This is a genomic window from Pseudomonas sp. FW305-25, from assembly GCF_017351415.1.
GTDB lineage: Bacteria > Pseudomonadota > Gammaproteobacteria > Pseudomonadales > Pseudomonadaceae > Aquipseudomonas > Aquipseudomonas chlororaphis.
On sequence record NZ_JACNDE010000026.1, the window covers coordinates 51,360 to 64,699 of the forward strand.

Genomic DNA, 13,340 nt, shown 5'->3' on the forward strand with positions numbered 1-13,340 from the left:
AATGGGTCTGGAATTGGGTTTTGGCGCGCTGCTGGCGCTGCTGTTGGCGCTGGCGGTCTCGACGTTTCGCATCCTGCGCGAATACGAGCGCGGGGTGGTGTTCCAGCTCGGGCGCTTCTGGAGGGTCAAGGGGCCGGGGCTGGTCCTGCTGATTCCGGTCGTCCAGCAGATGGTCCGCGTCGACCTGCGCACCGTGGTGCTCGACGTGCCGCCGCAGGATGTGATCACCCGCGACAACGTCTCGGTCAAGGTCAACGCCGTGCTGTATTTCCGCGTGCTGGACTCGCAGAAGGCGATCATCCAGGTCGAGGATTTCCTCATGGCCACCAGCCAACTGGCCCAGACCACCCTACGCGCGGTGCTGGGCAAGCACGAGCTGGACGAACTGCTGGCCGAGCGCGAACGCCTGAACGCCGATATCCAGCAGGTGCTGGACGCCCAGACCGACGCCTGGGGCATCAAGGTGGCGAACGTCGAGATCAAGCATGTCGACCTCAACGAATCGATGATCCGCGCCATCGCCAAGCAGGCCGAAGCCGAGCGGGAACGCCGGGCCAAGGTGATCCACGCCGAAGGCGAATTGCAGGCCTCGGAAAAACTCATGCAGGCCGCCGAAATGCTCGGCCGCCAGCCCGGCGCCATGCAACTGCGCTACATGCAGACCCTGGGCGCGATTGCCGGCGACAAGAGCTCGACCATCGTTTTCCCGCTGCCCATCGAATTTCTCAAGGGCATGGCGGACTTGTCGCCGAAGAGCTGAGACGCGTTTGCGGGACTGCGCTGACCGCCCTGCTGCGCCACTGTTCCAGCGCCGCGTAAGGCGCCTGCGCCCATTGCTCCAGCTGCTCCCGCAGCCACGCTGAAGCCTGTTGCTGCTTGCCCTGGCGATCATCGACAAAGGCCTGCGCCGGCTGCTTGGCATGCTGGCCGATACGGGCGAAGGCCGTCCTGCGTTGCTCGGCGCCCAGGCCGAGAAAATCGCCCAGGTGGCCGTCCATGGCGGCGGGCAGCTGGCTGTAGTTCAGTGCCAGGCCATGGTGTTCGCGGCAGTGTTCCAGCCCCAGCTGCAACAAGCGCCCCAAACGCCGGGCGACCCAGCTTTCCCGGTCCTGGAAAGGCTCGCCGTCGTCCAGCGCGCACGGTCCGATCAGGCCCGGCGTCATGTGCATGCCGGCCCGGCGCAGATGCGACACGGCGATTTCCAGCGGGTCGCGATACACAAACAGCCACGGCGTATCGGCGAAGCACTGGCGCAGCAGCGGCAGCTCGCCGATGTTCCAGGCATCGAGCTTGATCACCAACCGCTGCTCAGTACCACGGCGTACCTGCCCATAGGCCGACAGCAGGCCCACAAGCGCGGCAGCCCGCTCCTGTGGCGCCAGCGAGCCGCGCAGCAGGGCATCCAGCGGCGGCGGTTCGGACACCACGATATGGTCGTCCAGGCAGGCCAGCATCTGGCTGAGCAGGGTCGAGCCGCAGCGCGAGGCATGAAAGATAAAGGCGCTGGGAGCCAGGCCCGGGCTGCGTTGACGCCATTCGGTCAGGGCAGACAAAGGCGTCTGGCGGCGGAACGCCTGATTGAACGGCAGGCGCAGAGCCTCTTCGACCGCCTCGCGGAAAAACGGCTGCGACAGCGGCCTGTCGCCGAACCAGCACCAGTCGACCCGCCATTCGTCACCCGGCTGCCAGAGGCGGATCGGCAACCAGCCGTGCAGGTTCAGGCCATCCATTGTTCATTCCACAGACGCCGTCCCTGGCGCATGGCCGAACGCAGGTCTTCGCGGGTGAACGCCAGGCCACGCTCGGCCGCCAGGGCCAGGGTGCGCTCGATAAAGGCTTCGCTGTCGGTCGGCGCCTGCAAGGCCTGGCACAGCGCGGTGTCCTCTTCAAGCAGCCGGCAAAACCGCGCGAAGTCCAGGGCCGCGCGGCCCAGGCCAGGCGCCGGGGTGGTCGGCGCTCCGGCGGCAATCGCCTGTTCCAGCCAAGGGTCGGGGCGACAGTCGAGTACCAGATTAATACGTGCCTGAGTGTCGTAGTTATCCACCCGATGCGGGCGCGACAGGTCGAGAAACCAGCACTCTCCCGCCAGCATCGGCATGCGCTGCCCGTCGAGCAGGAAATCCACCCGCGGCGGGCTGAGCAGGGGGATATGCAGGCGCAGGTCGGCGTCCGGGCCGCCCAGGTCGTAGTCGCGGTGTTCATGAATGCGCGCCCCCGACCCCAGCCGCAGCAGGCGCGCCGAGACGATCCGCAACGGCAAGTGCCGCAATGCCTGTTGCCAGTCCGGGTCCTGCCGCCAGGGCTCGCGCTGCACCGGCAGGCCCTTGCCCGGCGCCAGCTCGGAGGGCGCGTCAAGCGCCGAGATCAAGGCCACGCCGCTCCAGTCGCCTTCGTAATAACCGCCGTTGAAGTGGCCCTGCCAGGCGCTCGCGTCGATTCGCGCCAGGGCGCGCAACAGCCGCGGCAGGTCCACGCTGACGGGCAGGCGGGCGAACGCCGGACGGCTCATGAGGCCGGCAGCACCTGGCGCTCGACCAGCCAGCCGAGCAATTGCCCCAGGCAGTCCTCGACCGATTGAGCGCCGGTATCCAGTTCCAGCGCCGCCCGTGGCGGCTCGTAGGGCGCCGAGATACCGGTGAACCCCGGCAACTCGCCGCTGCGGGCGCGGGCGTAATGACCCTTGGGATCGCGCTGCTCGCAGACCGCCAGCGAGGCGCTGCACCAGACTTCCAGGTAGTCCTCGCCCAGGCGCCGGGCGAACAGCTCACGCTGCTCGATCAGCGGGGCGATCATCGCCAGGATCACGATCTGCCCGTTGTCCACCAGCAGGGCCGCCAGCTCGCTGGCGCGACGGATATTTTCCCGGCGGTCGGCCTCGGCGAACCCCAGGTCGCGGTTCAGGCCGCCGCGCAAGGCATCGCCGTCCAGCACCAGGCTCTGCCGACCGTGCTGGAACAGCCCGGCCTGCAGCGCCTGGGCCAGGGTCGACTTGCCCGCCGCCGGCAGGCCGGTCAACAGGATCGCCACACCGCGATGGCCATTGCGTGCCTCGCGCTGGGCCCGGCTGACGCTGGCCTGGGGGGCCTGCAGGTTATTGTCTTTGGGCATGGGCCACCGGCGTGCTGATGTTGCCCGCCGCCCAGTCGGCCTCGCGGCTGGCCAGCGCCGTGGCGATGGACTGCACCTGGGTCGATTGCACCTCGTCGGGCAGCGGGTCGAGGCCGGCGCTGGCGAAGATCTGCCCGTAGGCGTTGCGCAGGTCGGCATAGGCCAGGTCGCGCCGCAGGTCCGCCTGCAAGGTGTTCAGCTCGCCCTGGATCAGGTCCAGTTCGCCGATGCCGTTGGCCTGGTAGCGGTTGCGCAGCTGGCCGACGATCTGCCCGTCGATATCCGCCAGCTCCTGGCTGGTCTTGAACTGGCGCAAGGCGTCGCGGTAGTTGGCGTTGGCCACGTAGACCTGGGCCAGCACGGCAATCGACATGGCCTGGCGACGGGCCGCGGCGACGTCTTCACCGGCCTTGGCGGTGTCGATGGCTGCCGGCGCGGAGAGCACATTGAACAGGTTCCAGGTGACCTTCACCCCGTAGTCGGCCCACTTGTCGTTGACCAGGAACGAGTTGCTGTCGTAATGCCCGCCGGCGGAGAACTCCAGGCCCGGCAGCAGGCGCAGCATGGCCTTGCGGGTTTCCGCGGCGCTGATGCGGCTCTGGTAATCCTGCTCACGCAGTTCCGGGCGGCTGGTCAGGGCCTCGTGCTCGAGGCGGGCCATATCGACCTTGAGTTCCGGCACCGGGTAATCGTCGCTGGTCGCCAGGGTCAGGTGGGTGGTCATCGGCAGGTTGATCAGGGTCGCCAGCTCGGTCTTGGCCAGGGACAACGCCCGGCGCTGCTCCTCCAGCTGGCGCGTGGCCTCGATCAGCGAGCGCTGGTAGGCCAGGGCCTGCACCGGGTCGCCGATGCGTTGCTGGCTCATGCTCTGGCTGTTGCTGCGGGCCTGCTCGACCCGGCCCATGAGGCTGTCGATCTGCTTGAGCAGGCGTTCGGCCGCCACCGCCCGCCAATAGGCCGAGCGCACGTCCTGGACGATGGTGTTGATCACCTTGCGCCGACGCTCCTGGACAATCAGTCGCTGGTCGCCCTGCTGCTTGGCGTTGATGTAGCTGACGCCGAAGTCCAGGACGTTCCAGACCATGGTCAGGTCGGCCACCCTGCGGTCCCGGTCCTGGGAGGTCGAAGGTTCCAGGGACTGGGTGCCGGTCTCCACGCTCTGGCTGCTGGAGGCGCTGACGTTGTTGCGCCCCACGTAGCCGGCGGAGAGGGCCATGCGCGGCAGCATGTCGAAACTGGCGAGGTCCAGCTGGCGCTTGGCCAGGGCCTCTTCCATGATTTTCAAGCGGCCCTCGAGGTTGTACTTCACCGCCCGGGCCATGGCCTGGTGCAGGGTCAGCGGGCCGCTCAGCGGTTCCTGGTCCTTGTACATGCTCTGCAGGTCGCTCCTGGCGCGCTGCTCACTGGCACTGCGTTCGATCGGTTTACTGCTGACGGCACAACCGCTGACCATCAGCGCCAACAAGCTGACCCCGAACAACTTCTGACTTTTATTCATCCTTGTCTCGCCCCTGGGTGCCGCATCGTATTTATGTAGTGTTTCAGGCCTGCATTGCGCTGACGCCGGCCTGTTCGAATGCCTTGGCCAGATCGCGGATCGGCCGTTGTTCTGTGTCTTGCATCACTTGCAATTGCTGGGTCAGCGACGGTGCCCCGAACACCCCGCGCCCGCCCTGGGAAAGATCGCCAGTCTTGGCCTTGTCGCCGAAAGACTTCAGCGAACCGCCATCCTCGGCGGAGTCCTGGTCGAACAGCAGCGACAGCGTGCTTTGGCTGAACACCCCGCCATCGCCGCCACCGAAGCCGAGGAAGCCATGGCCATTGCCATCGCCCCCGGCATCGCTGCTACCGAACACCTGGGCAATGAAGCTCGGCGCCAGGGCCCCGCGATTGATGAAAATATCCCCCAGCGGCCGGATGCCATCGCCCAGCACCCGCTGCTCGAACAGCGGCGCGAAGGCCAGTGGCGAGCCCAGGTCGCCAACGGGTGGCGTGGTGACCGTGGGTTGCAACGGCACATAAGGCGGCAGCGGCGGAACCACCGGGTCGCTCGAACGGAATTCCGGATCGCCCACCGGCAGCTGCGTGGGTGGGTTGGCCGCCGGCACGGTGTTGATCGCGTAGTTGTTGGAGTCGGTGCTGCCAGCGCCGGTATTGCCGAAGGAGTCGCTCACCCCGCTGTTGTTCAGGGTGATCAGGTTGCTGGTGTCGCTGATATTGGCGGTTGGCGTCAGGGTCGCGGTCCAGGTCCGGCCGCCGTCGCTGCTGCCCAGGGCGCTCAGGGTGCCGTTGGCCACCGTCAGGTCCGAGTTGGTGAAACCGCTCACCGCTTCGCTGAAGGTGATGGTCACGCTGCTGGTCTGGCCCACGCCGAGGCTGCTGTTGGCGACCACGATGGTCGCGGTCGGCCGCTGGGTATCGATCAGGTAATTGTTCGAATCCGTGCTGCCCAGCCCGGTATTGCCCGAGGCGTCGCTGACCCCGCTGTTGTTCAGGGTGATCAGGTTGCTCGTATCGCTGAGGTTGGTGTTCGGGGTGAAGGTCGCGGTCCAGGTGATGCCGCCATCGCTGCTGCTCAGCGCGCTCAAAGTGCCGTTGGTCACCGTCAGGTCGCTGTTGTCGAAGCCGCTCACCGCCTTGCTGAAGGTGATGGTCACCAGGGACGTGTCGCCCACGGCCAGCATCGGGTTGGCGACCACCACGGTAGCGGTGGGGCGCACGGTGTCGATGACGTAGTTGGCCGAGTCGGTGGTGCCGCTGCCGGCGTTGCCGACGGCGTCTATCACTCCGGCATTGTTCAGGGTGATCTGATTGCTGCTGTCGCTGATGTTGATGGCCGGGGTAAAGGTGGCGGTCCAGGTCACCCCGCCATCGCTGCTGCTCAGGGCCCCCAGGGTACCGTTGGCCACTGTCAGGTCCGAGTTGGTGAAGCCGCTGATCGCCTCGCTGAAGGTGATGGTGACCGTGGTGGTTTCGCCCGCTTTCAGGGCCGTGTCGGCCAGCACGATGGTGGCGGTCGGCCGACCGGTGTCGATGATGAAATTGTTCGAGTCGGTGCTGCCGCTGCCGGCGTTGCCCGCCGCGTCACTGACCCCGCTGTTGTTGAGGCTGATCAGGTTGGTCGCATCGCTGACGTTGACGTTCGGGGTGAAGGTCGCGGTCCAGGTGATGCCGCCGTCGCTGCTGCTGACCGCGCTCAGGGTGCCGTTGCTCACCGTCAGGTCACTGTTGTCGAAACCGCTGACCGCCTCGCTGAAGGTGATGGTCACCAGGCTGGTTTCGCCAATCGGCAGGATCGGGTTGGCCACCACTATGGTCGCCGTTGGGCGAGCCGTGTCGATGACATAGTTGTTCGAATCGGTGGTGCCGCTGCCCGTATTACCCGAGACATTGATCACGCCGCTGTTGTTCAGGGTGATGACGTTGCTAGTATCGCCGACACCCACAGTCGGCGTGAAGGTAGCGGTCCAGGTGATCCCGCCATCGCTGCTGCTCACCGCGCTCAAGGTACCGTTGGCCACCGTCAGGTCGCTGTTGTCGAAACCACTGACCGCCTCACTGAAGGTGATGGTCACCAGCGAGGTTTCGCCAGCCTTCAGGGCCGTGTCGGCGATCACGAGGGTGGCCGTCGGCACTACGGTTTCGATGCTGTAGTTGGCTGAGCTGGTGGTCCCGGTACCGCTGTTGCCGGCCACGTCGGTGAAACCGGTGTTGTTCAGGGTGATCAGGTTGCTCAGGTCGGTGATGCCCGCCGTCGGGGTGAAGGTGGCGGTCCAGGTGATACCGCCGTTGCTGCTGCTCACTGCGCTCAGGGTACCGTTGGCCACTGTCAGGTCGCTGTTGTCGAAACCGCTCACGGCTTCACTGAAGGTGATGGTCACCAGCGAGGTTTCGCCGGCCTTGAGGGTCGAGTCGGAGAGGACGATGGTGGCGGTCGGACGCAGGCTGTCGATGGCGTAGTTGTTGGAGTCGGTGGTGCCGCTGCCGGCGTTGCCCGCCCCATCCGTAATGCCGGTGTTATCCAGGGTAATCAGGTTGCTGCTGTCGCTGATACTGGCAGTCGGGGTGAGGGTCGCCGTGTAGGTGATGTTGTCGCTGGTGCTCAAGCCGCTCAACGTACCGTTGGCCACGGTCAGGTCAGCCAGGGTGAAGCCGGTCACCGCCTCGCTGAAGGTGATGGTCACGGTACTGGTCTGGCCCACGCCCAGGGCGCTGTCGGCGACCACTATGCTCGCCGTCGGACGCACGGTGTCGATCGCGTAGTTGTTGGAATCGGTGGTGCCGCTGCCGGCGTTGCCCGAGGCGTTGGTCACCCCGCTGTTATCCAGGGTGATGACGTTGCTGGTGTCAGTGATGCTCGACGTCGGGGTGAAGGTGGCAGTCCAGGTGATGCCACCGTCGCTGCTGCTGACCGCGCTCAAAGTGCCGTTGGCGACGGTCAGGTCGGCGTTGCTGAAGCCGCTCACTGCCTCGCTGAAGGTGATGGTCACCAGCGAGGTTTCACCGATCTTCAGGTTGTTATCCGCCACCACGATGGTCGCGGTCGGCAGGACGGTGTCGATGCTGTAGTTATTGGAGTTGGTGGTGCCGCTACCGCTGTTGCCGGCCAGGTCGCTGACCCCGGTGTTGTTCAGGGTGATCAGGTTGCTGGCATCGGCGATGCCGACGGTCGGGGTGAAGGTCGCGGTCCAGGTGATACCGCCATCGCTGCTGCTCACGGCCGTCAGGGTGCCGTTGGCGATGCTCAAGTCGGCGTTGGTGAAGCCGCTCACCGCTTCGCTGAAGGTAATGGTCACCAATGAGGTTTCACCGGCGCTGAGAGTACTGTCGGCGACCACGATGGTCGCGGTCGGCCGCACCGTATCGATGGCGTAGTTATTGGAATCGGTGGTGCCGCTACCGGCGTTGCCGGCCAAGTCGGCGATGCCGGTGTTATCCAGGGTGATCAGGTTGCTGGTGTCGCTGATGCTGGCGCTCGGGGTGAAGGTCGCGGTCCAGGTGATGCCGCCATCGCTACTGCTCACCGCGCTCAAAGTGCCGTTGGCAATGCTCAGGTCGGCGTTGGTGAAGCCGCTCACCGCTTCGCTGAAGGTGATGGTCACCAGCGAGGTTTCGCCAATTCTCAGCGCGGTATCGGCGACCACGATGGTCGCGGTCGGCCGCACCGTATCGATCGCGTAGTTGTTGGAGTCGGTGGTGCCGCTACCGGCGTTGCCGGAGGCGTTGGTGACGCCGGTGTTGTCCAGGGTGATCAGGTTGGTGGCATCGGTGATGCTGGTGCTCGGAGTGAAGGTGGCGGTCCAGGTAATGCCGCCGTCGCTGCTGCTCACCGCGCTCAGGGTGCCGTTGGCCACGGTCAGGTCGGCGTTGCTGAAGCCGGTCACCGCCTCGCTGAAGGTGATGGTCACCAGTGAGGTTTCACCGATCTTCAGGGCGTTGTCCGCCACCACTATGGTCGCGGTCGGCAGGACGGTGTCGATGCTGTAGTTGTTGGAATTGGTGGTGCCGCTGCCGGTGTTGCCGGCCAGGTCGGCAATGCCGGTGTTGTTCAGGGTGATCAGGTTGCTGGCATCGTTGATACCAACGGTCGGGGTGAAGGTGGCGGTCCAGGTGATGCCGCCGTCGCTGCTGCTCACCGCGGTCAAAGTGCCGTTGGCGATGCTCAGGTCGGCGTTGGTGAAGCCGCTGACTGCTTCGCTGAAGGTGATGGTCACCAGCGAGGTTTCACCGGCGCTGAGAGCACTGTCGGCGACCACGATGGTCGCGGTCGGCCGCACCGTATCGATCGCATAGTTGTTGGAATCAGTGGTGCCGCTGCCGGCGTTGCCGGACAAGTCGGCGATGCCGGTGTTATCCAGGGTGATCAGGTTGCTGGTGTCGCTGATGCTGGCGCTCGGAGTGAAGGTCGCGGTCCAGGTGATGCCGCCATCGCTGCTGCTCACCGCGCTCAAAGTGCCGTTGGCAATACTCAGGTCGGCGTTGGTGAAGCCGCTCACCGCTTCGCTGAAGGTGATGGTCACCAGCGAGGTTTCGCCGATTCTCAGTGCGGTATCGGCGACTACGATGGTCGCGGTCGGCCGCACCGTGTCGATCGCGTAGTTGTTGGAGTTGGTGCTGCCCTGGCCCAGGTTGCCCACACTGTTCTGGACGCCGGTGTTGTCCAGGGTGATCAGGTTGGTGGCATCGGTGATGCTGGCGCTCGGGGTGAAGGTGGCGGTCCAGGTAATGCCGCCGTCGCTGCTGCTCACCGCGCTCAGGGTGCCGTTGGCGACGGTCAGGTCAGCGTTGGTGAAACCCGTCACCGCCTCGGAGAAGGTGATGGTCACCAGCGAGGTCTCACCGATCCTCAGGGCATTGTCGGCCACCACTATGGTCGCCGTCGGGTGCGCGGTGTTGATCACGTAGTTGCCCGAGTCCGTGGTGCCGCTACCGGTGTTGCCGGCCAGGTCGGCGATGCCGGTGTTGTTCAGGGTGATCAGGTTGCTGCTATCGCTGATGCCATCGGTCGGGGTAAAGGTGGCGGTCCAGGTGATGCCGCCATCACTGCTGCTCACCGCGCTCAAGGTGCCGTTGGCAATACTCAGGTCGGCATTGGTGAAGCCGCTCACCGCTTCGCTGAAGGTGATGGTCACCAGGGAAGTTTCGCCCGCCGTCAGGGTGCTGTCGGCGACCACGATGGTCGCGGTCGGGCGCACCGTATCGATCGCATAGTTGTTGGAATCGGTGGTGCCGCTGCCGGCGTTGCCGGCCAGGTCGGCGATGCCGGTGTTGTCCAGGGTGATCAGGTTGGTCGTATCGGTGATGCTGGCGCTCGGGGTGAAAGTGCCGGTCCAGGTGATGCCGCCGTCACTGCTGCTCACCGCGGTCAAGGTGCCGTTGGCGATGCTCAGGTCGGCGTTGGTGAAGCCGCTCACCGCTTCGCTGAAGGTGATGGTCACCAGCGAGGTTTCACCGACCCTCAAGGCGTTGTCCGCCACCACTATGGTCGCGGTCGGCCGTACGGTATCGATCGCATAGTTATTGGAGTCGGTGGTGCCGACCCCGGCGGTGCCCAGGCCATTGATGACCCCGGTGTTATCCAGGGTGATGACGTTGCTGGTATCGGTGATGCTCGAAGTCGGGGTGAAGGTGGCGGTCCAGGTGATGCCGCCGTCGCTGCTGCTCACCGCGGTCAGGGTGCCGTTGGCGATGGTCAGGTCGGCGTTGGTGAAGCCGGTCACCGCCTCGCTGAAGGTGATGGTCACCAGCGAGGTCTCGCCGATTTTCAGCGCGCTGTCCGCCACCACTATGGTCGCGGTGGGCGGTGGTGCATAGGCGGTATTGAGGATGCCGCCGTCGTTGTAGATGGTCGCCACCGACGTCGGCGAAGTACCGGTGCTGCCACCGCCCAGCGCTACGCCACCGGCGCCACTGGCCGCCGCGTTACCGCTCAGCGCGGCGAAGTTGGCCGCGGTGATCAGGAAGGTGCCCTTGTTCCAGACCGCGCCGACGCCGCGGCCGCCAATCCCGCCATTGCTGGCGTTGCTGCCTTGGCCGCCACCACCGCCACCGCCGCCGCCCGCGCCGATGTTGTTGCTGATGGTCGAGGTGCCGATCACCGTGAGGGTGCCGCTGGAGGCGTTGTAGATCCCGCCGGCGGCATTGCCGCCCGCGCCGCCGACCTTGTCCCAACCCGCGCCGCCGCCGCCACCGCCGATGGAAATCGTGCCGTTGGTGGCCGTGGCGCCGTTACCGCCGTTGCTGTAATAAGACACGCCCACGCCACCGGCGCCGCCGGTGCTGGTACCGCCGCGACCGCCCATGTGGGTGGCGTCGTAACCGCCGCCATAACCGCCCACGCCACCGCTGCCAGCCTGGCCGCCCAGTGTGCCGGTGCCGGGGCCGGCGGAACCGCCGTGGCCGCCACCCTGGCCACCCAGCCCGCCGCCGCCGCCACCGCCACCGCCGTAGAACGCGCCGGTGACACCGCCGCCACCGCCGCCGCCCGAGGCCGCGTTGGAGGTCACGGTGACGTTGTTGAGGGTGAGGTTGCCGGCGTTGAAAATCCCCCCGGCCATGGCGCCGGTCGCGCCATACCCGCCGTTGCCGCCGTTGCCCGAGACCAGGCCCCGGGTGATCACCAGGCCATCGAGGGTCACGGTACTGCCCGCGGTCACTTCGATGACGCGGGTGCGGTACTGACCGTCGAGGATCACGTCCGCCGCGCCGTCGTTGTTCAGGTCGCCGTCGATGGTCACGTTCTTGTTGACCAGCAGTTCGGAGGTCAGCTGCACCGTCATGCCGCTGCTGAAGGTGACGATGTCGCCGTTCTGCGCCGACGCCAACGCCGCCCGCAACGAACCCACGCCGGTGTTGGCGTTGTTGGTGGCGGTCCAGGTCGCCAGCCCCCACTGATAATCCTGCATGGCCTGGGTGGACAGCACGTTGGCGCTTTCGATGGTGCCGGTGGCGATCTCCAGTTCCCAGTCGCCCCCCAGGCCGGTGCGGTCGCTGGAGGCGGCCACGTCGCGACCGGTGAGTTGCGCCAGCGAGTCGACGAAACTCAGGCCGCGTTCGCCCTCGGCGGTGTAGCAGCCGTAGATCAGGATATCGCCGCCGGCGTTCATGTCCTGGCCGATGTCCGCCAGCACCGCGCTGCGCGCCTGGACGTTGTCAGCCGAGAGGTAGCTGTTGCCCAGCCACAGGTCGCCGGCATTGCCGTGGGCGATGATCTGCACCGAACTGACGCCCTGGTGCTGGTCCAGGTAATCGGCGATCTGCTGCAGGCCATCCTGGTTCGCCCCCAGTTGCACCACCTGGGTGCCGGGCGCCAGGCCCTGGAGCAGACTGTCGGCGTCCTTGACCCGCGAGTCGACGAACACCACCGTCAGCCCCGGCACCGCGGTCGGGGTCGCGGCAGGCGCTGCATCGGCCTGGCCATGGGTGTCCTGGCTGACGCTCGGCTGATCGGCGGCGGTCGGCGTCTTGGCCACGTCCGTGGTGGTGTGGCTGTCCGGCTGGGCGACATCGGCCACCGTCGCCGCCACCGCACCGTCGAACAGCATGCGCGGCTCCAGCGGCATGATCATCGGAGAAGCCAGGGCATTCGCCCGCCCAGTGGCCCGCTGATTGACCCGCGACTTGCCTTTGCTCCACCACATGATGCTCACCCGGACTCGAACGTGCTGAAAGGTGCAAATGAAAACCGCGGTCAACGGACCGCGGCGTCGGATTTCATGCGAATGACATTGGCGGCGCTGGATGCCCCGTCTTTCCAGAAGGACAGCTCCGCATACTTCTCGAACAGGTCCGGCGGCAGGATGGTGCGCCGCGACTGCAGCGCCACCCGCGCCTTGACCTTGTGCAGGCCCGCGACCCCCAGCGCCTGGTCGAACTCGGGCGCGTCGTAGGCCAGGCGGTCGAAATCGTGTTCGAACCAGGGTTCGTCGATAAAGTCGTAGATCAGCCGCATCACCCGCTCCGGGGCCTGGCTCAGCAGGTCGTAGTCGACGATCAGCAGCGAATCGGCGTTTTCGCCGTAATAGGCTTCTTTCAAGGCGGTCCAGGCATACCCCACCAGCCGGTTGTGCTGGGCCAGGGTTTCGCAGCGGCTGTAGACCGAGTTGCGCTCGACCGCATCGCCGAACAGCTTGGTGTTTTCGAAAGGGTTGGCCCGGTACAGCCGTTCCAGGCTGTCCATGACCCAGGCGACATTGCGCACACAGGCGATGGTCTTGGCCTTGGGAAACAGGTCCTTCAAGGCCGGCAGGCGCGCGCACCATTGGCGATTGGTGTCGAAGACAACAGGTTTATCGGCCTTGTCGGCGTAGTAGGAGTCGAACAGCCCGCGCAGCAGGCGGCGGCGCATATCGATGTCGATGACCGCGCCGAATTCGCTGCCGGCGCTGCATTGTTCGAGGATGCCGCTGAACAGCGCACCCACCGGGCTGGTCATGCCGGCGTGAAAGCGCGGGTTCTGCAGCAGGATGGCCGACAGCAGGGTCGACCCTGAGCGCGGTAAACCGGAGATAAAATGGAACTGCGGCAATCCCTTCACCCTAGCTATAAGTCCATTTGTAGGGAAAAGCGTAGTGCAAGGTCAGAAAACCAACTAGTGGTGCTTTGATATCAATTCGAAGCAAAAACCATAAAAACGTGTGTTTTAAAAACACTCGCCGCTCTGGGACTGGACGTGAACCGATTAAGCCACTGCTGGCCCTGAATTCTGCCTTTCGTCATCGACCGGCTCACAG

General features: G+C 65.7%; 7 protein-coding genes. 1 reads left to right on the forward strand and 6 read right to left on the reverse strand.

Annotation, left to right across the window (positions count from 1 at the left end):
* Position 1: 1 nt before the first annotated feature.
* The gene (locus J4E58_RS22100; RefSeq protein WP_007932057.1) at positions 2 to 760 is read left to right on the forward strand and encodes a slipin family protein; all 759 of its coding nucleotides are present in this window, start codon (positions 2 to 4) and stop codon (positions 758 to 760) included.
* Here the strand turns inward: J4E58_RS22100 and J4E58_RS22105 are convergent.
* From J4E58_RS22105 to J4E58_RS22130, 6 genes are read right to left on the reverse strand one after another with little or no spacing between them, the layout of a single operon-like run.
* Positions 726 to 1,730 carry a sulfotransferase family protein gene (locus J4E58_RS22105; protein ID WP_087092314.1) on the reverse strand — a complete coding sequence of 335 codons (1,005 nt, stop codon included), beginning with the start codon at positions 1,728 to 1,730 and terminating at the stop codon, positions 726 to 728. The two genes, J4E58_RS22100 and J4E58_RS22105, sit on opposite strands and share 35 nt — an antisense overlap.
* On the reverse strand, positions 1,718 to 2,509 hold the full coding sequence (locus tag J4E58_RS22110) for an aspartyl/asparaginyl beta-hydroxylase domain-containing protein (RefSeq protein WP_087092313.1): 792 nt from the start codon (positions 2,507 to 2,509) through the stop codon (positions 1,718 to 1,720). The genes J4E58_RS22105 and J4E58_RS22110 overlap by 13 nt, the downstream gene beginning before the upstream one ends.
* Complete coding sequence (cysC, locus tag J4E58_RS22115) at positions 2,506 to 3,108, reverse strand: adenylyl-sulfate kinase (protein WP_053259187.1); 603 nt, start codon at positions 3,106 to 3,108, stop codon at positions 2,506 to 2,508. Before cysC ends, J4E58_RS22110 begins: the two co-directional genes overlap by 4 nt.
* On the reverse strand, positions 3,092 to 4,606 hold the full coding sequence (locus J4E58_RS22120; protein WP_053259186.1) for a TolC family protein: 1,515 nt from the start codon (positions 4,604 to 4,606) through the stop codon (positions 3,092 to 3,094). The genes cysC and J4E58_RS22120 overlap by 17 nt, the downstream gene beginning before the upstream one ends.
* 43 nt (positions 4,607 to 4,649) lie before the next feature.
* Positions 4,650 to 12,248, reverse strand: coding sequence for an Ig-like domain-containing protein (locus J4E58_RS22125; protein WP_087092364.1), 7,599 nt, complete (start codon positions 12,246 to 12,248; stop codon positions 4,650 to 4,652).
* 50 nt (positions 12,249 to 12,298) lie between these two features.
* Entirely contained in the window at positions 12,299 to 13,144 is an 846-nt protein-coding gene (locus J4E58_RS22130) for a sulfotransferase (RefSeq protein ID WP_087092312.1), read from the reverse strand.
* Positions 13,145 to 13,340 lie beyond the last annotated feature (196 nt).

Bases quoted from the DNA above. Each gene is read 5' to 3' on its own strand.
- J4E58_RS22105 (WP_087092314.1), bottom strand. From the start codon at position 1,730: ATGGATGGCCTGAACCTGCACGGCTGGTTGCCGATCCGCCTCTGGCAG.
- J4E58_RS22120 (WP_053259186.1), bottom strand. From the start codon at position 4,606: ATGAATAAAAGTCAGAAGTTGTTCGGGGTCAGCTTGTTGGCGCTGATG.
- J4E58_RS22125 (WP_087092364.1), bottom strand. From the start codon at position 12,248: ATGTGGTGGAGCAAAGGCAAGTCGCGGGTCAATCAGCGGGCCACTGGG.
- cysC (WP_053259187.1), bottom strand. From the start codon at position 3,108: ATGCCCAAAGACAATAACCTGCAGGCCCCCCAGGCCAGCGTCAGCCGG.
- J4E58_RS22100 (WP_007932057.1), top strand. From the start codon at position 2: ATGGGTCTGGAATTGGGTTTTGGCGCGCTGCTGGCGCTGCTGTTGGCG.
- J4E58_RS22110 (WP_087092313.1), bottom strand. From the start codon at position 2,509: ATGAGCCGTCCGGCGTTCGCCCGCCTGCCCGTCAGCGTGGACCTGCCG.